Source organism: Ruegeria sp. BG7 (assembly GCF_056535685.1).
Genome location: NZ_JBQFIU010000001.1, coordinates 1579730 through 1602422 on the forward strand (window position 1 = coordinate 1579730; position 22693 = coordinate 1602422).

The 22693-nt window shown below is 58.7% G+C and carries 22 protein-coding genes; 11 read left to right on the forward strand and 11 right to left on the reverse strand.

All coding sequences use genetic code 11. From position 1 onward, the window contains the following. Entirely contained in the window at positions 1-666 is a 666-nt protein-coding gene (locus tag ACR3EH_RS07895) for an SDR family NAD(P)-dependent oxidoreductase (protein ID WP_171184040.1), read from the reverse strand. A gap of 291 nt (positions 667-957) precedes the next feature. On the opposite strand from ACR3EH_RS07895, the gene ACR3EH_RS07900 reads away from it, so the two are divergent. Continuing rightward, on the forward strand, positions 958-2526 hold the full coding sequence (locus ACR3EH_RS07900; RefSeq protein WP_171184038.1) for a 2-isopropylmalate synthase: 1569 nt from the start codon (positions 958-960) through the stop codon (positions 2524-2526). A 155-nt stretch (positions 2527-2681) separates the two neighbouring features. Here ACR3EH_RS07900 and ACR3EH_RS07905 read toward each other — a convergent pair whose 3' ends face one another. Further along, the gene (locus ACR3EH_RS07905; RefSeq protein ID WP_171184036.1) at positions 2682-3467 is read right to left on the reverse strand and encodes a 23S rRNA (adenine(2030)-N(6))-methyltransferase RlmJ; all 786 of its coding nucleotides are present in this window, start codon (positions 3465-3467) and stop codon (positions 2682-2684) included. Positions 3468-3622: 155 nt separating this feature from the next. Here ACR3EH_RS07905 and ACR3EH_RS07910 point away from each other — a divergent pair, with 155 nt between their 5' ends. From ACR3EH_RS07910 to ACR3EH_RS07935, 6 genes are read left to right on the forward strand one after another with little or no spacing between them, the layout of a single operon-like run. After that, positions 3623-4669, forward strand: coding sequence for a rod shape-determining protein (locus ACR3EH_RS07910; RefSeq protein ID WP_039523195.1), 1047 nt, complete (start codon positions 3623-3625; stop codon positions 4667-4669). A 58-nt stretch (positions 4670-4727) separates the two neighbouring features. After that, positions 4728-5630, forward strand: coding sequence for a rod shape-determining protein MreC (mreC, locus tag ACR3EH_RS07915; RefSeq protein WP_171184035.1), 903 nt, complete (start codon positions 4728-4730; stop codon positions 5628-5630). After that, positions 5623-6159 carry a rod shape-determining protein MreD gene (locus tag ACR3EH_RS07920; RefSeq protein ID WP_171184032.1) on the forward strand — a complete coding sequence of 179 codons (537 nt, stop codon included), beginning with the start codon at positions 5623-5625 and terminating at the stop codon, positions 6157-6159. The genes mreC and ACR3EH_RS07920 overlap by 8 nt, the downstream gene beginning before the upstream one ends. Then, a complete protein-coding gene (gene mrdA, locus ACR3EH_RS07925; protein ID WP_171184030.1) occupies positions 6156-8105 on the forward strand; it encodes a penicillin-binding protein 2 in 1950 nt (649 codons plus the stop codon). Before ACR3EH_RS07920 ends, mrdA begins: the two co-directional genes overlap by 4 nt. After that, a complete protein-coding gene (gene rodA, locus ACR3EH_RS07930; RefSeq protein WP_171184028.1) occupies positions 8102-9241 on the forward strand; it encodes a rod shape-determining protein RodA in 1140 nt (379 codons plus the stop codon). Before mrdA ends, rodA begins: the two co-directional genes overlap by 4 nt. Before the next feature lie 15 nt (positions 9242-9256). Then, positions 9257-10189: a 2-hydroxyacid dehydrogenase gene (locus tag ACR3EH_RS07935; protein WP_171184026.1), complete on the forward strand. Its 933-nt coding sequence runs from the start codon at positions 9257-9259 to the stop codon at positions 10187-10189. A 2-nt stretch (positions 10190-10191) separates the two neighbouring features. Here ACR3EH_RS07935 and ACR3EH_RS07940 read toward each other — a convergent pair whose 3' ends face one another. The 6 genes from ACR3EH_RS07940 to ACR3EH_RS07965 all read right to left on the reverse strand — a co-directional run bounded on the left by ACR3EH_RS07940 (position 10192) and on the right by ACR3EH_RS07965 (position 16762). Then, a complete protein-coding gene (locus tag ACR3EH_RS07940) occupies positions 10192-12207 on the reverse strand; it encodes a M3 family metallopeptidase (RefSeq protein ID WP_171184024.1) in 2016 nt (671 codons plus the stop codon). 75 nt (positions 12208-12282) lie between these two features. Then, complete coding sequence (locus ACR3EH_RS07945; protein ID WP_171184022.1) at positions 12283-13332, reverse strand: HesA/MoeB/ThiF family protein; 1050 nt, start codon at positions 13330-13332, stop codon at positions 12283-12285. Next, positions 13332-13787: a dUTP diphosphatase gene (dut, locus tag ACR3EH_RS07950; RefSeq protein ID WP_171184020.1), complete on the reverse strand. Its 456-nt coding sequence runs from the start codon at positions 13785-13787 to the stop codon at positions 13332-13334. The genes ACR3EH_RS07945 and dut overlap by 1 nt, the downstream gene beginning before the upstream one ends. Positions 13788-13802: 15 nt before the next feature. Continuing rightward, the gene (coaBC, locus tag ACR3EH_RS07955; RefSeq protein ID WP_171184019.1) at positions 13803-14999 is read right to left on the reverse strand and encodes a bifunctional phosphopantothenoylcysteine decarboxylase/phosphopantothenate--cysteine ligase CoaBC; all 1197 of its coding nucleotides are present in this window, start codon (positions 14997-14999) and stop codon (positions 13803-13805) included. Positions 15000-15062: 63 nt separating this feature from the next. Continuing rightward, the gene (locus ACR3EH_RS07960) at positions 15063-15887 is read right to left on the reverse strand and encodes a ChaN family lipoprotein (RefSeq protein ID WP_171184017.1); all 825 of its coding nucleotides are present in this window, start codon (positions 15885-15887) and stop codon (positions 15063-15065) included. After that, a complete protein-coding gene (locus tag ACR3EH_RS07965) occupies positions 15884-16762 on the reverse strand; it encodes an RNA polymerase factor sigma-32 (protein WP_171093586.1) in 879 nt (292 codons plus the stop codon). The genes ACR3EH_RS07960 and ACR3EH_RS07965 overlap by 4 nt, the downstream gene beginning before the upstream one ends. Before the next feature lie 100 nt (positions 16763-16862). Here ACR3EH_RS07965 and cobU point away from each other — a divergent pair, with 100 nt between their 5' ends. Genes cobU through ACR3EH_RS07985 form a run of 4 tightly spaced genes read left to right on the forward strand, consistent with a single transcriptional unit; the run spans position 16863 to position 20464 of the window. Then, on the forward strand, positions 16863-17384 hold the full coding sequence (gene cobU / locus ACR3EH_RS07970; RefSeq protein ID WP_171184015.1) for a bifunctional adenosylcobinamide kinase/adenosylcobinamide-phosphate guanylyltransferase: 522 nt from the start codon (positions 16863-16865) through the stop codon (positions 17382-17384). After that, positions 17381-17959 (forward strand): histidine phosphatase family protein, encoded by a 579-nt coding sequence (locus tag ACR3EH_RS07975; protein WP_171184013.1) that lies wholly within the window; start codon positions 17381-17383, stop codon positions 17957-17959. Before cobU ends, ACR3EH_RS07975 begins: the two co-directional genes overlap by 4 nt. Positions 17960-18017: 58 nt before the next feature. Continuing rightward, the gene (locus tag ACR3EH_RS07980; RefSeq protein WP_171675912.1) at positions 18018-18902 is read left to right on the forward strand and encodes a glutathione S-transferase; all 885 of its coding nucleotides are present in this window, start codon (positions 18018-18020) and stop codon (positions 18900-18902) included. A 47-nt stretch (positions 18903-18949) separates the two neighbouring features. Further along, a complete protein-coding gene (locus tag ACR3EH_RS07985; RefSeq protein ID WP_171675910.1) occupies positions 18950-20464 on the forward strand; it encodes a YifB family Mg chelatase-like AAA ATPase in 1515 nt (504 codons plus the stop codon). Here the strand turns inward: ACR3EH_RS07985 and gshB are convergent. The 3 genes from gshB to rsmI form a co-directional block, all read right to left on the reverse strand. Next, a complete protein-coding gene (gene gshB, locus ACR3EH_RS07990; protein WP_171184007.1) occupies positions 20461-21393 on the reverse strand; it encodes a glutathione synthase in 933 nt (310 codons plus the stop codon). The two genes, ACR3EH_RS07985 and gshB, sit on opposite strands and share 4 nt — an antisense overlap. Before the next feature lie 61 nt (positions 21394-21454). After that, complete coding sequence (locus ACR3EH_RS07995; RefSeq protein ID WP_171184005.1) at positions 21455-21826, reverse strand: YraN family protein; 372 nt, start codon at positions 21824-21826, stop codon at positions 21455-21457. A gap of 4 nt (positions 21827-21830) precedes the next feature. Then, positions 21831-22685, reverse strand: a complete 855-nt coding sequence (rsmI, locus tag ACR3EH_RS08000) for a 16S rRNA (cytidine(1402)-2'-O)-methyltransferase (RefSeq protein ID WP_171184003.1) — start codon at positions 22683-22685, stop codon at positions 21831-21833. Between the last annotated feature and the right edge of the window lie 8 nt (positions 22686-22693).

The window sequence follows — 22693 nt, forward strand, 5'->3', positions numbered from 1 at the left end:
TCACCACGGAACGGGTTGCCCGGCCCAATCAAAAAAACCGCCGGTGTCCGCTGGTGTAAGTCCATTGATCACGGATACCAAGTTTTGGGCGGCATCCTCAGGCTCGACGGCTGGATGACGGTTCAAGTATTTCTGCGTGAACGCAGTTTTCACGGTTCCCGGATGCAAGGCGACACAAATCGCCTGTTTATGCGTCCGCGACAGTTCGATGGCCGAGGTATGGACAACTTGATTGACCGCAGCCTTGGCGGCCCGGTAGCTGATCCAGCCCCCCATCCGATTGTCCCCGATGGATCCCACACGCGCTGAAAGAACCGCAAAAACCGACCGCCTCTTGCGGGGCAAAAGCCTATGCGCCCGGCTCAGCACCAAAGCCGGACCTACCGCGTTGAGCGCAAACTGATCCATCATCGCCTTGGCTGAAACCGCGCGAATTGTCTTTTCCGGTGCAGCCCCCTCGATCTCCAACGCCCCGGACGCGACGAGAATCAAGTCAAACGGATCAGGCAACCCGTCCAGCAACAGCAATGCCCGGTCGGGATCAGTCAGATCAAACTCGTCCAATGACCGCGACAAGCCCGTTACCGAGACGCCCTGCGCCTCTAAGGCTCTACAAACCGCTGCGCCAATTCCGCCCGAGGCTCCGATGATCAATGCTGTTTTCATCTGCATCCAGCTAGCTGCGCAGAGGGCACAATCAAGTTGGTCTGGAATAAGAAAGCCAGCGCAGGACCTGTTGGACACAAATTGGTCTTTTCATTCCTGGCGGGCTCTGTATAACCTCAATCCCATGATCAACCGTGCAGATATCCTTTGTGCCGACACCGCCCTGCGCGGTGCGTCTCTGCGTGGCCTACTGATCCTAATCCGCCTCTGAGCGTGCCATCCGGCGCGCCCGCTCAGAGGAGGACGCCAGCGCGCCAAGAAGGCTTTAGGACAGACAAGAAAGAGATTCCCATGACCAACGTGACCGACCAAGACCGCGTCTTGATCTTCGATACCACTTTGCGCGACGGCGAGCAGAGCCCCGGCGCGACCATGACCCATGACGAAAAGCTGGAGATTGCCGAGCTGCTGGACGAGATGGGCGTCGACATCATCGAAGCCGGTTTCCCCATCGCATCCGAGGGCGACTTCAAGGCCGTTTCCGAGATCGCGCAACGTTCTAAAAACAGCCGCATCTGCGGTCTGGCCCGGGCAAACTTCGCCGACATTGACCGCTGCTGGGAGGCCGTGAAACACGCTGAACAGAACCGGATCCACACGTTTATCGGCACCTCTCCGCTGCATCGCGCCATTCCGAACCTGACCATGGATGAGATGGCCGACAAGATCCACGAAACGGTTAGCCATGCGCGTAATCTGTGCGAGAACGTTCAGTGGTCGCCTATGGATGCGACGCGGACCGAGTGGGACTACCTGTGCCGCGTAATCGAGATTGCGATCAAAGCCGGGGCCACAACGATCAATATCCCGGACACCGTGGGATACACCGCACCGGTCGAAAGCGCTGACCTGATCAAACGCCTGATCGAAACGGTTCCGGGCGCGGATGAGGTGATCTTTGCCACCCACTGCCACAACGACCTTGGCATGGCGACCGCGAACTCGCTGGCGGCCGTTGCGGGTGGTGCGCGCCAGATTGAATGCACAATCAACGGGTTGGGCGAACGTGCTGGCAACACAGCGCTGGAAGAAGTTGTCATGGCGCTGCGCACCCGCAATGACATCATGCCTTGGCGCACCGGCATCGACACCACCAAGATCATGCACATCTCACGCAGGGTGGCGACAGTGTCGGGGTTCAACGTGCAGTTCAACAAGGCCATTGTTGGCAAGAACGCCTTTGCCCATGAAAGCGGCATCCATCAGGACGGGATGCTCAAGAACCGCGAAAACTTCGAAATCATGCGCCCAGAGGACATTGGCCTGTCCGGTACTTCTCTGCCGTTGGGCAAACACTCGGGCCGAGCGGCTTTGCGCGACAAGCTTGAGACTTTGGGTTTTGAGGTCGGTGACAACCAGTTGCGCGACATTTTCGTGCGGTTCAAGGATCTGGCCGACCGCAAGAAAGAGGTTTTCGACGACGACCTCATCGCCTTGATGACCATGGATGAGCACGATGACTACCTGCAGCTTGTCTCGATGAAAGTGACCTGCGGCACAGGTGGTCAGGCAGAATCCACGGTCGAGTTGGAAATGGACGGCAAAGACGTTATCGCCACTGAACATGGTGACGGACCGGTGGACGCGACCTTTAAAGCGATCCGGGCAATCTATCCCAACACAGCCCGCCTTCAGTTGTATCAAGTTCACGCGGTCACCGAAGGCACCGATGCGCAGGCTACAGTGTCTGTTCGCCTGAGCGAGGACGGTATGATTGCAACCGGTCAGTCTGCGAACACGGATACGGTTGTGGCCTCTGCCAAAGCCTATATCCACGCGCTGAACCGCCTGATCGTACGGCGCGAAAAAGCAGGTCCCGGTGCTGATATGCGTGAGATCAGCTATAAAGACCTGACCTGAACGGCCCAAGGGCTCCTGCACCCGCGGCGCGCCGTCCCTTCTTGGGTTTTGGGCCCGGCAGCGCGCTTAGGGCGCTGCCGGGCCCAACTTGTTTGACGGCATCTTTAATGCGGGCAAACGAGGCGGGAGCATAGGCAGGTTTCACCCAACTCTGCTCAAAGCTGGTCAAACAAAGCGGACAGACGCTTCATTTCGTCTTCGATGCCAAACGGGGCATTGATGATGAACATACCGGAACCGACCATTCGATGCCCTTTACGAACCGGGGGGAACGTTACCTCGTGACAGACAGCTTTGGGCAAGTTCTGCGACTTCAAAGCACGTATCATGGCCTGGTGGCGCTTGTCCGACAGGATGGGATACCACAACGCTATGACCCCGACATTCCATTTTCGGTGCAGCTTGGCGATGATCCCGGGTAGACGATCATAATCGGTTTTCACCTCATAGCTCGGGTCGATCAGCAGCATCCCCCTGCGTGGTGTGGGCGGAAGCAAGGATTGCGCCAGCGCAAAACCGTCTTGCTGGTAAACCTTGGCCCCATAGGGCGACATGGCCAAGGCCAGAGCGGCATGTTCTTGTGGGTGAAGTTCCGCAAAATGCAAGCTGTCCTGATCCCGCAGCAGATTGGCCGCAACAAGGGGTGAGCCCGGATAGGCAGCATTGCCGTGACGATTTTGAACGCTTTCCAAAACTTGCGCCATCGGATGATCAGGTCCGAACCACCCTTCTTGCTGCGCCCGCTTAATCCCTGCTGCGGCCTCTCCGGTGCGCACGGCCTCCTCCGCATCCAGCTTGTACAACCCTCGACCGGAATGCGTTTCGACATAGCTGAGCGGCTTGTCCTTGCGTGTCAGATAATTCAGCACCCAGGCCAACAATGCGTGCTTTTGGACATCAGCCAGATTACCGGCGTGGTAAATGTGTTGATAAGAGAGCATTTTGCCTTCTAAAGTCCCAATCAATAAGGCGGAAAGGTGCTGATTGTCGCGGAATCAGCCCTTTTACCGGGCGTGATGGCACCCTATAAGTCATCCGTCCCGGAACCGTCGAGTCGCGGGCAGTAGAAAAACCGACATACAGGATCAGGGGAAACATGGGGATCTTTGGCAATCTGGGCGGCCTGTTCACAGCGGACATGGCTATCGACCTTGGAACAGCAAACACGCTGGTTTACGTCAAGGGGCGCGGTGTCATCCTGTCTGAACCCTCGGTGGTTGCCTATCACGTCAAGGACGGTGTGAAAAAGGTTCTCGCTGTCGGCGAAGACGCCAAGCTGATGCTGGGCCGAACCCCCGGTTCAATCGAAGCCATCCGCCCGATGCGCGAAGGTGTGATCGCGGATTTCGACACGGCGGAAGAGATGATCAAGCACTTCATCCGCAAGGTGCACAAGCGTTCGACCTTCTCGAAACCCAAGATCATCGTCTGTGTGCCCCATGGTGCGACCCCGGTCGAAAAACGCGCAATCCGTCAGTCGGTTCTATCCGCAGGCGCGCGCCGTGCGGGCCTGATCGCCGAACCAATTGCAGCCGCGATTGGCGCCGGGATGCCGATCACCGACCCGACCGGGAACATGGTCGTCGATATCGGCGGCGGCACAACCGAGGTCGCGGTTCTGTCGCTGGGTGACATTGTTTACGCCCGCTCGGTCCGCGTGGGTGGCGACCGTATGGACGAAGCCATCATCTCTTACTTGCGTCGCCAACAGAACCTGTTGGTCGGTGAATCCACGGCTGAGCGGATCAAGACCACCATCGGCACCGCCCGTATGCCCGATGATGGCCGTGGTCAGTCGATGCACATCCGGGGGCGCGACCTGCTGAATGGCGTTCCCAAGGAAATCGAGATCAGCCAGGCCCAGGTGGCCGAAGCGCTCTCGGAACCCGTACAGCAGATTTGTGAGGCGGTTATGACCGCTCTGGAAACCACTCCGCCCGATCTGGCGGCGGATATTGTGGACCGAGGCGTGATGCTGACCGGGGGCGGCGCGCTTCTGGGTGATCTGGATCTGGCCCTGCGCGAACAGACCGGTCTGGCCGTGTCGATTGCCGACGAAAGCCTGAATTGTGTGGCTTTGGGCACCGGCAAGGCGCTAGAATATGAAAAACAGCTGCGCCACGCGATTGACTACGAGAGCTGAGGCGCGCACCTTTTAGGGGCAGTCTGAATTCGGCACGAGCAGCACGGGAAGGTAACCTGTGGCAAAAGACCGATCACAGCGCGATGACTACACAACCCCCTTGCGTCGTTTGTTGCTGGGGATCGTGATCCTTTGTCTGTTGGGAACCTTCCTGATCTGGCGCATCGACAGCCCGCGCGTTGAACGGTTTCGCGCGCAAGTGGTGGATGCAGTTGTACCCTCGATGGAATGGGCCATGGTGCCTGTGACTGCGACAGTCAATCTTGTTCGTGACTTCCAAAGCTATCAGCGCCTGAGCGAGCAAAACCGCGAACTGCGCAGCGAACTGCGCCTGATGCGTGCCTGGAAAGAAGCGGCACTGCAACTGGAGCAGGAAAACGCGCGTTTGTTGGATCTCAACAATGTACGTCTTGATCCGCGCCTGACCTATATCACCGGTGTGGTTATGGCCGACAGCGGCTCACCTTTCCGGCAGTCAGTTCTGCTGAACGTAGGCGAGCGCGACGGCATCGTCGATGGGTGGGCCACGATGGACGGCATCGGCCTTGTCGGCCGGATCTCGGGCGTCGGTTCAGATACAGCCCGCGTCATTCTGGTGACAGATGCCACCAGCGCCATACCCGCTACCATCCAGCCTTCGGGACAGACCGCGTTGATCAAAGGGGACAACACGTCGGCACCGGTTGTCGAATTCCTCGAAAGCCGTGAACTGGTCCGCCCCGGCGACCGGGTTATTACATCAGGTGACGGTGGCGTTTTCCCAGCTGGTTTGCTGATTGGCCAGATCGCAACGGATCCGGGCGGCCGGTTGCGGGTGCGTCTGTCCGCTGATTTCGAACGGCTGGAGTTTCTGCGCGTTCTACGCTTCAACTCGGCCCCGATCATTCGGGACCCCGGCGGCATAGTCGGCCCAACCCGGCCTGAAGCCGCCCTGTCGCCTGAAGAACTTAGTGATGGATAAGTCTGCCTCGCATAACTGGGCGATGCGCGGTCTCTACGCAGCGCTGGCTTTTTGTGTGCTGTTCCTGCATTTGTTGCCGCTGGATGCGCAACCAGATCGCTGGCCTTTTCCCGACGTTCTGATTGCCCTAACTTTCGCCTGGGTGCTGCGCCGCCCCGACTATGTTCCAACCTTGCTTGTGGCTGTCGTGATGCTGATGGCCGACCTTCTTCTGCAACGCCCACCGGGCCTTTTGGCGGCACTGGTTGTCTTTGGATCAGCCTATCTGCGTTCGGCGGCACCGGGTATGAAAGATGCCGGTTTCGTCGGAGAATGGATGTCGGTTAGCGTGGTCATCGCGGGTGTGTTTTTCGCGAACAGGATCGTTCTTTCAATCTTGTCCGTGCAACAGGCCGCTTTGTTGCCTGTCATGATCCAGCTCGTGCTGACAATTGCCTGTTATCCGGTCATCGTTGCACTGAGCCAAAGCGTGTTCGGTGTCCGTCGCATGACCGTTTCTGATACCGGCGCGGAAGGAGGTCGGGCATGAAGCCGCGCAAGCCCAAATCACAGGGCCTGGCCTATAAACGCTTGCCACGGCGTGCGCTGTTGTTGGCCGGCCTGCAGGCAGCCTTCATTGGCGGGCTGGCGGCACGTATGCGGTTCATGCAGGTGGATCAGGCCGATGAGTATCGCCTGCTGGCCGAAGAAAACCGCATCAACATCCGTCTAATCCCCCCAAATCGCGGACGGATCTACGACCGCAACGGGCAGATCATTGGCCAGAACTCACCATCCTACCGAATCGTCATTGTGCGCGAAGACGCCGGCGATGTGGATCAGGTGATCGGAAAATTGTCAGAACTGATCCCGCTGAACGATGATGAGATCGAACGCGCCCGGACCGAGATGCGCCGCTCGGCCCCGTTCCTGCCGGTCACGCTGGCCGATCAGGTCACGTGGGAGGACATATCGAAAGTTGCCGTCAATGCCCCAGCCTTGCCGGGTGTCACACCCGAAGTTGGTCTGACGCGGCAATATCCACGCTATGAGGACTTTGCTCATATCGTCGGCTATGTCGGGCCGGTCAGTGACTACGACCTCAGCCAGATCGAAGACCCTGAACCCGTGCTGCGAATCCCGCGGTTTCAAATCGGCAAAGTGGGTCTTGAGGCGAAACAGGAAATCTCATTGCGCGGCAAGGCCGGTGCCAAGCGCGTCGAAGTCAACGCAACCGGTCGCGTCATGCGCGAGCTGGACCGACAGGAAGGCCAGCCCGGAGCCGACTTGCAACTGTCTGTTGATGCGGACCTGCAACAATACGCACAGGCCCGGTTGGCTGGCGAAAGCGCCGCTGCCGTAGTCATCGATTGTGAAACCGGTGATCTGCGCGCGATGGCCTCGGCCCCCAGTTTCGATCCCAACCTGTTTGTGCGTGGTATCTCGGTCGCAGATTACCGGATGCTGACGCAAGATAAGTACCGCCCGCTGGCAAATAAGACAGTTCAGGGTACTTACCCTCCGGGTTCGACCTTTAAAATGGTTACGGCGTTGGCAGCGCTTGAGGCCGGAGTCGTCGGCCCCGGAAACACCGTTTACTGCCCCGGCCATCTGAAAGTCGGCAGCCGTCGCTTCCACTGCTGGAAGCGTGGCGGCCATGGCATGGTGGACCTCAACACTTCGCTGAAACGCAGTTGCGACGTGTACTATTACGATGTGGCGATAAAGGTCGGCATCGACAGAATCTCTGAGATGGCCAACAAGCTTGGACTGGGCATCAAGCATGACATCCCCATGTCCGCTGTGCGCGCGGGGTTGGCACCCAACCAGGAATGGAAACAAAGGATCCACGGCGAAGAATGGCTTATCGGCGACACGGCCAACGCGTCCATCGGACAAGGCTTTATGTTGGCCTCGCCAATGCAATTGGCCGTTATGACCGCGCGGATCGCCACTGGTCGTGCGGTTTCGCCTCGTCTGGTGCGGTCGATCAACGGGGTTGAACAACCCAGCGGTGCGGGGGAACCGCTTGAGATCAGTCCCACCAATCTCAAACACATCCGCGAAGCAATGTGGGCCGTTTCCAACGATCGACGTGGCACGGCTTATCGCAGCCGTATTATCGCGGAGGATTTCCGCATGGCGGGTAAAACAGGCACCAGTCAGGTGCGAAACATTACTAAGGCCGAACGCGCAGCAGGCGTAATCCGAAACGAAGACTTACCTTGGGAACGTCGCGACCACGCGTTGTTTGTCAGTTTTGCCCCCTACGACAAACCCAAATACGCGATTGCCGTCGTGGTCGAGCATGGTGGCGGAGGGTCCAAGGCCGCAGCCCCAGTGGCGCGGGACATCATGCTACAGGCCCTTTATAACGGCACGCCACCGCTCGACGCATACCCTGCTGGCGACCGTGACCGTATTAAGGAGCAGCAAAAACAGCTCGAGGGCGACCGTCGCCCCAAAGCACGTCCTGACGAAAAGGACCGCGCATGAGCTATCTTGAGTACGCGGTCAAATCCACACCGTCTGGATTTCGAAAATTCCTGTACATGAACTGGCCGCTGACCTTGCTGCTGATCAGCACGGCCAGCGCTGGATTCCTGATGTTGTATTCGGTTGCGGGTGGTTCGTGGACGCCCTGGGCCGAGCCGCAGATGGAACGGTTCGGTCTTGGCCTGACTGCAATGTTCATCATTGCACTGGTGCCAATCTGGTTCTGGCGCAACATGTCCGTTCTGGCCTATCTGGGCTCGGTCGCGTTGCTGGTGTTTGTTGAACTGTTCGGCACCATCGGCATGGGCGCGCAGCGCTGGATAGACCTTGGCTTCATGCGCCTGCAACCCTCAGAGGTCATGAAGGTCGCGCTAGTCATGGTCCTGGCAGCCTACTACGACTGGCTGCCATCCCACAAGACGTCCCGACCGCTATGGGTCTTTATTCCGGTGGCCCTGATCGTATTGCCTACCCTACTGGTTCTGAAACAACCCGATCTGGGCACGTCGATCCTTCTTCTGGCCGCTGGTGGCGGGCTGATGTTTCTGGCGGGCGTCCATTGGGCGTATTTTGCAGCTGTTATCGCAGCAGTAGTGGGTTTGATCGCCGCTGTGTTCAACAGCCGCGGGACCGACTGGCAATTGCTCAAGGACTATCAGTTCCGCCGGATTGACACCTTTCTGGACCCTTCGACCGACCCACTTGGCGCCGGGTATCACATCACCCAGTCCAAGATCGCCTTGGGGTCGGGGGGCTGGAATGGGCGTGGGTTCATGCAAGGGACACAGTCCCGGTTGAACTTCCTGCCTGAAAAGCATACCGACTTTGTTTTTACGACCCTGGCGGAAGAGTTCGGCTTTGTCGGCGGCATCACCCTGTTGATCCTGTACGCGCTGATCCTTGTGTTCTGCATGGTTACAGCGCTTGCGACCAAGGATCGGTTTTCTTCGCTGGTCACTCTGGGCATTGCGCTGAACTTTTTCCTGTTCTTCGCCGTCAATATGTCGATGGTGATGGGCATGGCGCCGGTCGTTGGTGTGCCGCTGCCAATGGTCAGCTATGGCGGCTCGGCCATGTTGGTGCTGATGGCCGCGTTTGGCATCGTCCAAAGCGCACATATCCACCGTCCCCGCTGATCTGAAAGGCCCCCGATGCCCGCAAACGTTCTGTTTTCCGCGCGCCCTGCGCTTTGGCCCTTGTATGAACCGCTGCTGACCAATTTCCTGGCAGAGGCAAACGTCGACGCACGGCTGAGGACCGAGTTTGAGCCGGATCAAGTGGACTATGTCGTCTATGCTCCGAATGGCGGCTTGCAAGACTTCACCCCCTATACGCGATTGAAAGCGGTGTTGAGCCTTTGGGCAGGTGTCGAGAAGATCGCGGATAATGAAACGCTGACCGTCCCATTGGCACGGATGGTGGATCACGGGCTGACGCAGGGCATGACCGAATGGGTTGTGGGACACGTCCTGCGCTATCATCTGGGGATGGACCAGCACATTGCCGTGCAGGATGGCGTCTGGGCCCCCGTTGCACCGCCTTTGGCCCAAGAGCGTAACGTCTGTATTTTGGGATTGGGCACGTTGGGTGAGGCCGCAGCCCGAGCCCTGACAGCGCTAAACTTTCAAGTTACCGGTTGGAGCCGCACCGCCAAAGACATTCCCGGCATTGTTTGTCTGCATGGTCCAGAAGGATTGCGGCAAGCGCTTTCTCAGGCAGAGATCGTGGTGCTGTTGCTTCCTGATACACCTGCCACAGAAAACGCGCTGAACGCCGAAACGCTGGCCTTGCTGCCTAAGGGCGCGCGGATCATCAACCCGGGTCGTGGCCCGCTGATCGATGACGATGCGCTATTGGATGCCCTGAACACAGGTCACGTCGGCCACGCAACACTGGACGTGTTTCGTATCGAGCCCTTGCCTGCCGATCACCCCTATTGGGCGCACCCGAACGTCACTGTCACTCCGCATATCGCGTCTGAAACCCGCCCGATCACAGCCGCGCAGGTCATTTGCGAGAATATCCGGCGCGGTGAGGCCGGAGAGCCCTTTGTGCACCTCGTAGATCGCACTCTGGGCTACTGAACTCAGGCCGCGATCAAACCGCGGCCTTTCAACAGGGCGTTCACACCCGGCAATCGACCCCGGAACGCCAGATACAGGTCTTCTGCCTCTCGCGACCCGCCGGTGGACAGGATGTTGTCTTCCAGCGCCTTGGCGCGTTCGGGATCAAAGGCACTGCCTGCCTCTTCAAAGGCGGCGAAGGCGTCGGCATCCATCACCTCGGACCACATGTAACTGTAATAGCCCGAGCTATAGCCATCACCGGCAAAGACATGGGCAAAATGGGGCGTGGCGTGGCGCATTCCGATAGCATGTGGCATTCCCAGATCCGCCAGAACTTCGGCCTGTTTTGCCATCGGATCTGCCGGGGCGTCGCCGTCATGGAAGGCCAGATCAACGAGCGCCGAGGCAACATATTCCACCGTCTGGAACCCTTGATCGAAATTGGCGGCGTTTAACACCTTCTGCAGCATCTCTTGCGGCATTGGCTCGCCCGTTTCGGCATGGGTAGCAAATTCGGCCAGAACTTCGGGCACTTCCAACCAGTGTTCGTAAAGCTGGCTGGGCAGTTCTACGAAATCACGCGCAACCGAGGTGCCAGAAATGCTTTCATAGGTCACATTCGACAGCATCTGGTGCAGGGCATGGCCGAATTCGTGGAACAATGTCCGCGCGTCGTCATAAGACAGTAGCGCCGGATCACCTTTGGCAAAATTGCAGACATTGATCACAATAGGTGCCTGAACCTGCGGGAATTTCGCCTGCGCCCGCATCGCGCTGCACCACGCACCAGACCGCTTCGATCCCCGCGCAAAGTAGTCACCGATGAAAACGGCAATGTGTTGCCCGTCACGTGTGACTTCCCAAGCCCGGCAATCCGGGTGATAGAGCGGAACGTCCAGCGGCGCGAATTCCAGCCCGAACAGACGGTTTGCGCAGGCAAAAGACGCCTCGATCATACGATCCAGTTGCAGATAGGGTTTCAGGGCCGCCTCATCCAGATCGTGTTCCGCCTTGCGCCGCTTTTCGGCGTAGTAGCGCCAATCCCAGGCTTCCAGCGGGCCGTTGATGCCGTCTTCCTGCATCATCTGTGTCAGGATCTCGGCGTCAGCATCGGCACGGGATTTTGCCGGTTCCCACACCTGCATCAACAGTTCACGCACACGGTCCGGTGTGCGGGCCATTTCGGTTTCCAGCTTGTAGTCGGCGAAACTGTCATAGCCCAGCAGCTTGGCGCGTTCCTCACGCAGCGCCAAAATCTCGGCAGCGATGTCGCGGTTGTCGGTGTCGCCGCCATTGGCACCACGCGCGGCCCAGGCGCGATATGCCTTTTCGCGCAGGTCCCGACGAGGTGAGAATTGCAGGAACGGTACAATCAGCGACCGCGACAGGGTTACAACTGGCCCTTGTGCCTCTTTCTCTTGCCCCGCAGCGCGGGCCGCGTCCACGACGAAATCCGGCAGGCCCTGCAGATCCTCTTCGGTCAGGTCCATGAACCAGTCCCGCTCATCTGCCAACAGGTTTTGAGTAAAGGACGTCCCCAAAGAGGCGAGGCGCGACTTGATCTCTTGCATCCGGGTATCGTCTTCCCCTGCCAGTGCTGCGCCAGCACGCACGAAACCGCGATGGGTCAACATCAGCACACGCGCCTGTTCTTCTGTCAAGTTCAGATCATCGCGCCGCGCCCATAGATCGGCCACGCGTTTGAACAGCGCCTTGTTCGAGGAAATGCCGGAAAAATGTGCCGACAGCTTGGGGGAGAACTCTCGCTGCAACTCTTCCCGTCTGGGATTGCTGTCTGCCCCTGCAACCGTGAAAAAGACCGACAGAACCTTGTCCAACTGCTCGCCCGCAGCCTCCAAAGCCTCAATCGTATTGGCAAAGGTCGGAGCGTCAGAATTCTCGGCAATCGCCGCGATCTGATCGTTATGCGCCGTCATTGCCTGATCCAGCGCCGGGGCGAAATCATCGTCCGAGATTTCGGCAAAGGGGGCAATTTCAAACGGGGTGGTCCAGCTGGACAGGATCGGGTTGGTCATTCGGATCTCCTTTGACCCTATAGCTAAGTCGCCAAGGCCGGGTGTTCCAGAACCCAAAGCCTGCGTAAAGAAAGGTTAATCGTTCGCGGTGCCGCAGACTGGGCAATCGGCGCGACGGGTCAGCGTTATCTTGCGGCTTTCGCCGTACAGAGCGTCATAGATCAGCATCTCGCCACGCAAAGCCATGCCTGCGCCCGTGATCACCTTGATCGCCTCAACCGCCATCATCGACCCAACAACGCCGGGCAAGGGGCCGATCACCCCGGCTTCGGAACAGGACGGGGCCAGACCGGGGGCTGGCGCCTCGGGGAAAATGCACTGATAGCACGGGGTGCCATAGGCCGGGTCGAACACACTCAGCTGCCCTTCCCACTGCGACAAAGCCCCCGAGATCAGAGGTTTGCCCAGCGCGACGGCCGTGCGGTTGGCCAGATAGCGCGTGTCAAAATTATCGGTCCCGTCAAGGATCAGGTCGAAATCGGCAAACAGATCGGCCGCAATCTCATCGCCCAACCGGCGATGATAGGGCAGAACCACCACGTTCGGGTTCTGCGCCTCCATCGCCTGCTGTGCCGAGAAAACCTTGGGCATGCCGATATCTGTGTCCCGGTGAATGACCTGCCGCTGCAGGTTGGCGTTCTCGACAACGTCATCATCTATGACACCGATTGTGCCCACACCCGCTGCAGCCAGATATTGCAAAGCCGGGGCACCCAAACCACCCGCGCCAATCACAAGAACCCGTGCTTTTTTCAGCTTTTTCTGCCCCGGACCGCCCAATTCGCGCAAAACAATATGGCGGGCATAGCGGTCCAACTCGGTCTCGGTAAATCGGTCGATGGGCATGGCAGGTTCCTGATCTGAAACGGGCTTTGCGCGATTGCGCAAAGCCTTCAGCCCCCTGCCATACACCAAAACAATCGCGCCGAAACCCACAAGGATCAGCCACATTGCCGCCGAGCCGCCTGTCGCCTGACGCAGCGGATGCCCGTCTGGCAAGATCAGATGAGACAGGATCACTCCGGCTAACAGCACACTGACCGAAACCACACGCGCTGTTTTTGACGTGCCGGCGATATAGCCAACACCCCAAAGTCCCGCGGCCAGAACAAAAACCAGCAGCATCAACCGCGCCCGGTTGAGCCAAAGCCGCCGGACCCGCGACCGGTTTCACCCAATTCATCAGCCAGTTCGAATGTGGCTTGCACGACCGGAGCGACTACCAGTTGCGCGATGCGCTCGCCATGAACAATCTCGAACCGGTCCTGGCCCGCGTTCATCACGATCACCCCCAAGGGTCCGCGATAGTCACTGTCGATGGTGCCTGGCGTGTTGGGCAGTGTAATCCCGTGTTTCAGTGCAAGGCCCGAGCGAGGACGGACCTGAACCTCGTACCCCTGAGGTATTTCGATGCGCAGGCCGGTTGGCACGAGAGCGCGTTGGCCGGGTTCCAACACGACAGGGGTGCCACCTGGCAAGTTGGCGCGCACATCCGCACCGGCGGCACCAGCCGTTTCGTAAGACGGAAGCGCGATAGCCGGGTCTGCGCCGTCTTCGCGGATCACTCGAATTGCAACCATGCCCTTGCCTTTCCTTCAGTCTGCCAATGCGTCCGCGATCTTTGCCGCCAGACGCCGGGCAACTTCGTCCTTGCCCAAGCGCGGCCATTCTTCGGCGCCACTGCCCGAGATCAGAATGACCGCATTCTCGGACCCACCCATGATGCCGGTTGCCGGGCTGACATCGTTCGCAACGATCCAATCGCAGCCTTTGCGAAGGCGCTTGGCGGTGGCGTGTTCAACCACATCGTCCGTTTCCGCCGCAAAGCCCACCACCAGCGGCGGGCGGCCCACATCCATCTGGGATACACGTTTCAGAATGTCCGGGTTTTCGGCAAATTCCAGAACCGGCAGGCCATCCCGGCTTTTCTTCAGTTTCTTGTCCGATGCGCTTGCCACACGCCAATCGGCGACCGCCGCCGCGAACACGCCCGCATCGACGGGCAGAGCGGCATCGACCGCGTCAGACATCTGTTGCGCCGTCTCGACCGGTACGACCTGTACACCTGCCGGAGGGGGCACATCTGCGGGACCGGTAACAAAGATCACCTCGGCCCCCAAATCCGCCAGCGCTTGTGCCACAGCGGAGCCTTGCGCACCGGACGACCGGTTCGCGATATAGCGCACAGGATCAATCGGTTCGTGCGTGGGGCCGGAGGTCACGAGCACACGTTTTCCAGCCAAAGGTCCCGCTGTCAGTTGAGCCTCAATCGCCGCAACGATTTCCAACGGCTCGGACATGCGGCCCGGACCGTATTCGCCGCAGGCCATGTCGCCTTCATTTGGCCCAACAAAACGCACCCCATCCGCCTGCAGCTGCTTTAGGTTGCGTTGCGTTGCCGGGTGATCCCACATCCGTACATTCATCGCGGGCGCGCAAAGAACAGGCGTGTCAGTCGCCATCAGAACGGTCGATGCCAGATCGTTGGCCAGCCCAGAGGCCATCTTGCCCATCAGATCCGCCGTTGCAGGGGCCACGACGATCAAATCGGCCGAGCGTGAGAGCTGAATATGCCCCATCTCAGCCTCATCGGTCAGATCGAACAGATCGCGATAGACTTTTTCGCCTGCAAGTGCGGACACGGACAAGGGGGTTACAAACTCTTCCGCTGCGCGGGTCAGAACGGGTGTCACAGCCGCTCCACGCTCGCGCAGCCTGCGGATCAGATCCAGCGACTTATAGGCCGCAATCCCCCCGCCAATGATCAGCAAAATGCGTTTGGATGACAGCATGTTCAGCCCTTCCCGTCCCGGTCGGCCCCGACATTAGGCAAGGCCAGCAGGTAGTTCCAGAGATTAATTTTGCACCTGGAACGCAGCGCAGGGGTCTTCGCGCTCTATCGATGGGCTGTCGATTACCACGTCAAAATCACCATCGATAATCCCGTCCTCGGATTGTCCTATTGCAACAACCTTCCAACCCGGCTGAAGACGCGCAAGATAGGTCGGGATCCCACGATCCTTGCGCGCGTGACCATTGCCGGTGATCACTGCAACCGGTCCGCCGGTTTCTTCCATCGCACGCACCACTGCGCGGGCAAGCACCGCGTCACGCAAGCGTTGAATTGCAACCATCTGAGGCAGCATTTCAGCAGGCAACGCGTCGCAATGAGCGGCCATTTGATCCGCCTCTCGCGCTGCCTGTTCATCGGGTGGCAAAGGGACCGTCAAACCAAATCGCGCCGCATCCGCGCCCAAAGCGGTGGCCGCCCCGCGTTCCATCGCAGCGCGTGCGGCAGTCCTTGGCACCATTGCACCGTACACAGGCGCCGTTGAGGCTTGGAAAACAGGGTAATACATGCTGAGCGGAGGCCATCCGCTTTCAGCCCATTTCAGGATACGACCCAACTCTTCCGGGTCCGACATTGCCTTTTGCGCCAACCGCTGAGCGCCTTCTTCAGTGACCATTTCCCACACAACTGCCGAAGGAGAAAAAGCGGTCAGTGCTGCAGCCTGAATGTGGTGATGGGTGGGGTTGTCGTGCACCTCACCAAGTATCAAGACATCGGCGCCCTGCATCGCAGTCAGCGCGGTGTCAGGTATTAAAGCCTGAGCTCCGCCAGGTCGCACTGCGGCGACCATAAGACCCAGAACACACACAAGAATCGCAAGATGTTTCATGCAATGAAGTGTTGCACCTCGCGCGACTGACCTTCAAGGTTCTTACGCATTTTTGAAAAAGCCGCGGCCTCTAGCTGGCGAACACGTTCCTTTGATAGACCCAGCTCATCTCCAAGGCTTTCCAACGTCCTTGCAGGCTCTCGCAGCTTGCGCTCGCGCACAATGAAACGTTCGCGGTCATTCAGCGCGTTCATCGCGATCAGCAACCACTCGCGCAGTTGCGCCGTATCATGGCTGTGTTCAACAGATTCCGCAGCCTGTTCGCGATCGTCCTCTAACGCATCGATCCACTCGCGCCCATCTTCGTCCGCAGACTGCACCGCATTCAGCGAGAAATCTGAACCGGAAAGACGCCCTTCCATCATTTCGACATCACGCAGGGGAACACCAATTTCGGTGGCAATCATCTGATGCAGCTGGTGACGATCTAACTCCAAACCTTCGGTAGCTGCCTCGCGTTCCAACCGGGCCTGAACCCGCCGCATATTGAAAAACAACGACTTTTGGGCAGATGTGGACCCGGTCCGAACCATTGACCAATTGCGCATCACATAGTCCTGAATGCTCGCTTTGATCCACCACACGGCATAGGTCGAGAAGCGCACACCGCGATCAGGGTCGAACTTGTCTGCCGCCTTCATCAGACCCAGCCCGGCCTCTTGAATAAGGTCGTTCATCGGCGCGCCATAGCGTTTAAATTTAGCTGCCATCGAAATCGCCAGCCGCATATATGCGGTGATCAACCGATGCAGAGCTTGTTCATCACGCTCATCGCGCCACGCGTAAGCCAGCTTTAGTTCGGTTTCCGCATCCAGCAACTCAGCCTTCATCGCTTGCCGGGACATCGAAAAGTCTGTCGCGTTATCCAGTGCCATCAACCTCTCCCCTGTTTTGCAGGCGCTGGCCGGGCTTGCTTTGCCGACCTATGACCGATACGCAAAACAACACTAAGTGGATCATCCAAAGGTAAGAATTGTGTCGTCAGATTTAACCTTGGTTCTTGGGGGGGCTGCCTCGGGCAAGTCGGCTTTTGCTGAAGAACTTATTGTTTCCACAGGGAAAAGCAGGAATTATCTTGCGACATCACAAGTGTTTGATGACGAGATGCGCCAAAAGGTTAAGCGCCATCTGACACAGCGTGGCGACGGCTGGACCACGTTTGAGGAACCTCTTGATCTGGGACCGGTGCTGGCCCGCTTGCCGCACGATCAGATTTGTCTGATCGACTGTGCCACCATGTGGTTAAGCAACCATCTTCTGGCGGAATCCGATCTGGAAGTGGCACAGACCAATCTGCTGGACGCCCTGAACGACTGCCCGGCCCAGGTTGTGATTGTCTCGAACGAGGTAGGTCACGGGATCGTCCCGGACAACGCCCTCGCTCGCCAATTTCGCGAGGCGCAGGGGCGACTGAACATAGCCTTGGCGGCGCAGGCGGATCTGGTCGTACAGGTGACAGCCGGATTACCATCTGTTCTGAAAGGCCAATTGCCATGACGCGCCTGCATCTTGTCCGTCACGGGCCGACACATGCAAAAACCATGGTCGGTTGGTCGGATCTGCCTGCGGACCTGAGCGATACAGCAGCCTTGAGACGCCTGCATGATCATCTGCCGTCCGAGGCAATTGTGATCTCTTCCGACTTGTCGCGCGCTGTAGACACAGCGTCAGCAATTCAGGGGCCGCGCCTTCGCTTGCCTCACAATCCGGACCTTCGGGAAATCCACTTTGGAAGCTGGGAATTGCGCGGCTTCGCCGATATCGAAGCAGAAGACCCTGAACTGGCCTTTGCCTATTGGGATAACCCCGGCGACGTCCGCCCACCGAAGGGCGAAAGCTGGAACGACGTCCGCAATCGGGTCGATACCGCAATCGACGCGCTTGTGGCTCAGCACACGGGGCGCGATCTGGTGATCGTCGCGCATTTCGGCGTGATCCTCACGCAAGTACAACGCGCTTTGGATCTAGATGGGCAGCAAACCTTTTCGCACAGGATCGATAATCTGTCTGTCACAGACATTACCTTAGGTGCCAACTCATGGACGGTCGGCAAGATCAATCACCTTCCGTGAACTGACCCCGCACAAATCACTGTTTTACTGGGCCACCGGCCTGCGGCATCGTTCATGCATGACTTATGATCTGTATATCGGTGACCGCCTCTTCTCCAGTTGGTCCATGCGCGGGTGGTTGATGCTTGAGAAATTCAATCTGCCTTACCGCAGCCACATGATCGGCCTGTACTCGGGCAGCATGAAACAAGACATGGAACCGCTGGCCCCAGCCCGTCTGGTTCCCGCGCTGCGCCTGCCCGAGGGAACGGTTTTGGGCGAAAGCCTGGCCATGGCCGAAACGCTGGCCGAGCGTCACCCAGACGCGCAATTGTGGCCTGAAGATCCCGCCGCACGAGCAACCGCCCGCTGGCTTTGCGCTGAGATGGTTGCAGGGTTCAGCGCCCTGCGCGGCCAATGCGCAATGCAGTTGCGGCACGTTTGGAAAGGATTTGTTCCGTCTTCTGGAACGCTGGCAGATCTTGAACGGATTGAGACACTCTGGGCACACGCGCGGCGTATCTCGGGTGCGCAAGACGGTCCGTTGTTCGGCACCTATTCGCTGGCAGATGTGTTCTACACGCCCGTCGCAGCACGGATCATCGGCTATGGGCTGCCCGTGTCCGAGGCGAACCGGGCCTATTGTTTAGACCTCCTGTCGGACCCAGCCGTCAGACAATGGCGCGCAATGGGTATGACAGTTCAGTATGACCCATTCCCCTATCCGCAAGAGTTGTCATCGATGCCCTGGCCGGTCGGAGGGGACTCGAACGCCAAACCGGTATCAGGCGGCCCTTCCCTCAACGAGGCTTGTCCGTTTTCCGGCAGACCGGTTGCGGATTTTCTGGAATTGGATGGCCAATGCTGGGGGTTCTGCAATCCATTCTGCCGCGACAAAACTGTGGCTGACCCCGGCGCGTGGCCCAAATTCACCGCCTTGCGCGCATCCGTTAACGACTCTTAAACCACAACCATGGCAGCAACGTCCCGTTAACCAAGAACAGGACTGCCATGGTCGCTCGTGCACATACCGTTGCCTTCCAAGGGGTAGATGCCCGCCCTGTCGAAGTGCAGTGCGCCGTATCCCCCGGCCTGCCCGCCTTTTCCATCGTGGGCCTGCCAGACAAGGCGGTATCCGAAGCCCGTGATCGCGTGCGCAGCGCGCTGAGCGCGATGGCAATCGCCTTGCCCTCAAAGCGGATCACCATCAACCTGTCCCCCGCCGACCTACCCAAAGAAGGCAGCCATTTCGACCTACCCATAGCCGTCGCGCTGCTGTCGGCCCTAGAGATCATTCCAGCCGACGCCGCTGAAAACACCGTAGCTTTGGGAGAGCTTTCACTCGACGGTTCTCTGGTCCCGGTGGTCGGTGCCCTGCCCGCGGCGATGACGGCGGCGTCTGATGATCGTATGTTGCTCTGCCCCCGCGCCTCCAGCGCCGAGGCGGCATGGGTTGACGCAACGCAGGTGATCGGCGCGGGGTCTCTGGGCGATGTTGTGCGCCATTTCTCGGGCCAATCCCCCCTACCAGCCGCCCAGCCCGGCGAGGTGAACCTGACGCCCAGCGCGCGGGATCTGCGCGATGTAAAAGGGCAGGAACGCGCCAAACGCGCCCTGGAGATCGCTGCCGCAGGACGTCATCACCTGATCATGATCGGAACGCCGGGATCGGGTAAATCCATGCTGGCCGCGCGGCTGCCCGGAATCTTGCCCCCCCTGACCGCAGTTGAGGCTTTAGAGACCTCGATGATCCAGTCCTTGTGCGGTTTGCTGGACGAAGGCGGCATCAATCGCACGCGCCCTTTTCGCGAGCCCCATCATACGGCATCCATGGCCGCAATCGTCGGGGGCGGCAAAGGCGCAAAACCCGGTGAGATTTCGCTGGCTCATAACGGCGTGCTGTTCATGGATGAATTTCCTGAGTTTCCACGCACTGTTCTGGAAACCTTGCGCCAGCCCATCGAAACCGGCGAGGTTATGGTGGCGCGCGCAAATGCGCATGTGAAGTATCCCTGCCGGTTCATGCTGGTGGCCGCAGCCAACCCTTGCAAATGCGGCTATCTGACGGACCCCTCTCGTGCCTGCTCACGCGCGCCGGGCTGTGGTGAGGACTATTTGAACCGCATATCAGGGCCGTTGATGGACAGGTTCGACCTGAGGATTGAAGTACCGCCGGTGGAATTCACTGATCTTGATTTGCCGCCATCCGGCGACAGCTCCGCTACAGTTGCTGTACGGGTCCAAAACGCCCGCGCCATTCAGGCGAACCGATTTCAAGACACCCCACATATGCGCCAAAACGCGGATGCAGAAGGGAAGGTTCTGGAAGAGATCGCAACACCCGATGCCGAAGGTAAAGAGCTGTTGCTGAAAGCGGCAGACCGGTTTGGCCTGTCCGCCCGCGCGTTTCATCGCATTCTTCGCGTGGCGCGCACAATTGCCGATTTGGAAGCATCCGCAAACGTGCGCAGAGCGCACGTAGCCGAGGCGCTGAGCTTTCGCATCAGCGCCCGGGTCATGGCTTAGATCTTGGCTTCGATGGCCTGCCAGATTTTTTCGGCGATGTTGACGCCATCAAAGCGCTCAAGCTCTTGAATGCCGGTGGGGGAGGTCACGTTGATCTCGGTCAGATAGTCTCCAATGACGTCGATCCCGACAAAGATCTGACCTTTTTCTTTAAGCAGCGGGCCAATTGCTGCGCAAATCTTAAGATCACGCTCTGACAGACCAATCTTTTCCGGACGCCCGCCCACATGCATGTTGGATCGCGTTTCGCCAGCAGCAGGAACCCGGTTGATCGCGCCAACGGGCTCACCATCAACTAAAATCACCCGCTTATCGCCATTGCTGACGTCGGGCAGAAATTTCTGCACGATCAGAGGCTCACGCGAGAAGCCGGTGAACAGCTCGTGCAGAGATGTTAGGTTGCGGTCATTGGCGTCCAGTCGGAACACGCCTGCGCCGCCATTGCCGTAGAGCGGCTTAAGGATGATATCGCCGTGCTTTTCCTTGAACGCTTTGATCGTTTGCAGATCACGCGCAATCGTTGTTGGCGGTGTCAGGTCAGGGAAATCCAGCACCAGCAGCTTTTCTGGATAATTGCGCACCCAGAACGGATCGTTGACCACCAGCGTCTGACCCTTGAGACGATCCAGCAAATGCGTGGACGTGATGTAGTGCATGTCAAACGGAGGGTCCTGTCGCAACCAGACCACATCGAAATCAGCCAGATCAACCTCGCGTTCGGGTCCCAAGACGGCCGGATCACCTGCGACCCGCTGCACTGTCATGTCGTGGCCACGCGCCGTGATGCGGCCCTCCTGATAAGCCAGTTGATCCGGCCCGTAGAAAAACAACGAATGCCCGCGCGTCTGCGCCTCTTCCGCCAGTCGGAATGAGCTGTCGGCGTTGATGTCCACGGCCCCAATCGGGTCCATTTGAAAGGCGATTTTCATGGCGTGTCCCTCAGTTTCACGTCAGATACATGGCCCAGCAGGCCCTGGGGTTCAATGGGGCTTAGTTGTGACCAAAGGCGTTTTCGATGATTTGAACTGCGCCAGACCCATCCACCAGAGCTGCGTCAAAGCGCACTTCGGTGAGTTGCCCGTTTGGCTCTTTCTCTAGAAACTGAGCAGCTGAGGCGTAGATTCGATCAATCTGCTTGGCGCTGATCCGAGCCGCCGCCTTTTCAAAACTACTGCTTTTCTTGACTTCGATGAACACAAGCCCAGCCCCGTTGCGCGCGATCAGATCGATTTCACCACCCGCGCCGCGCCAGCGTCTATGCAGAATGGCCATGCCACGGCGCTCATAATCCTCAGCAACCCGAAGCTCTGCCGCCTGCCCGGCGTGGTAGGAAACAGAGCCCTGATTTGTCCGCCGACCCATGTCATCATTTTCCCAGCTTCAGAGCTTTCTGGTAAATCGGTCGGCGCGGCAGGTCATACATTTTTGAAACAAGATCCGCCGCATCCCGAACCGAGTGGCTTTCCAACGCTCGCTTCAGTGCCTCTTCTACATCGGATTCATTAACGCTTTGCGAATGGCCGCGATCGACCAGCACAACGATTTCACCTTTGACTGACTTGCCTTTATAATCTTCGGCCAATTCCGCGAGGGTGCCACGGCGGATCTCTTCGAACTTCTTGGTCAATTCGCGACATAGCGCTGCCTGTCGATCCGCCCCCAGAACCATGGCCAGATCTGACAAGCTGGTGGAGACACGTTTTGGGGATTCGTAGAACACAAGCGTGCCGGGAATGTCCTTCAATGCCTCAATCCGGGCGCGGCGTGCCCCGGATGCATTGGGCAAAAACCCTGCGAAAAAGAAAGCGTCTGTCGGAAGACCTGCCAAGGTCAGCGCTGTCAAGGCAGCCGACGCACCGGGGGCGCAGGTCACCATGTGCCCGGCCTCAGCCGCCTGCTTGCCCAGATCATAGCCCGGATCCGCAATCAGCGGCATTCCCGCCTCGGACGCATAGGCAACCGATTGCCCCTGCGCCAATGCCTGCATGAGTTTATCGCGCGCACCTGCGCCGCTGTGGTCATGATAGGCTTGAATCCGGCGCCCCTCGAGTGGGATGCCGTGAATCTCCATCAAACGCCGCAAACTGCGGGTGTCTTCCGCTGCGATCACGTCGGCTGATGCCAGAACATCCAAGGCCCTGAGCGTAATGTCGCGCGCGGTTCCAATCGGAGTGGCAACAAAATACAGGCCCGCAGCCAATCTGATCTTTTGGAAATTCAAAGCTGGAC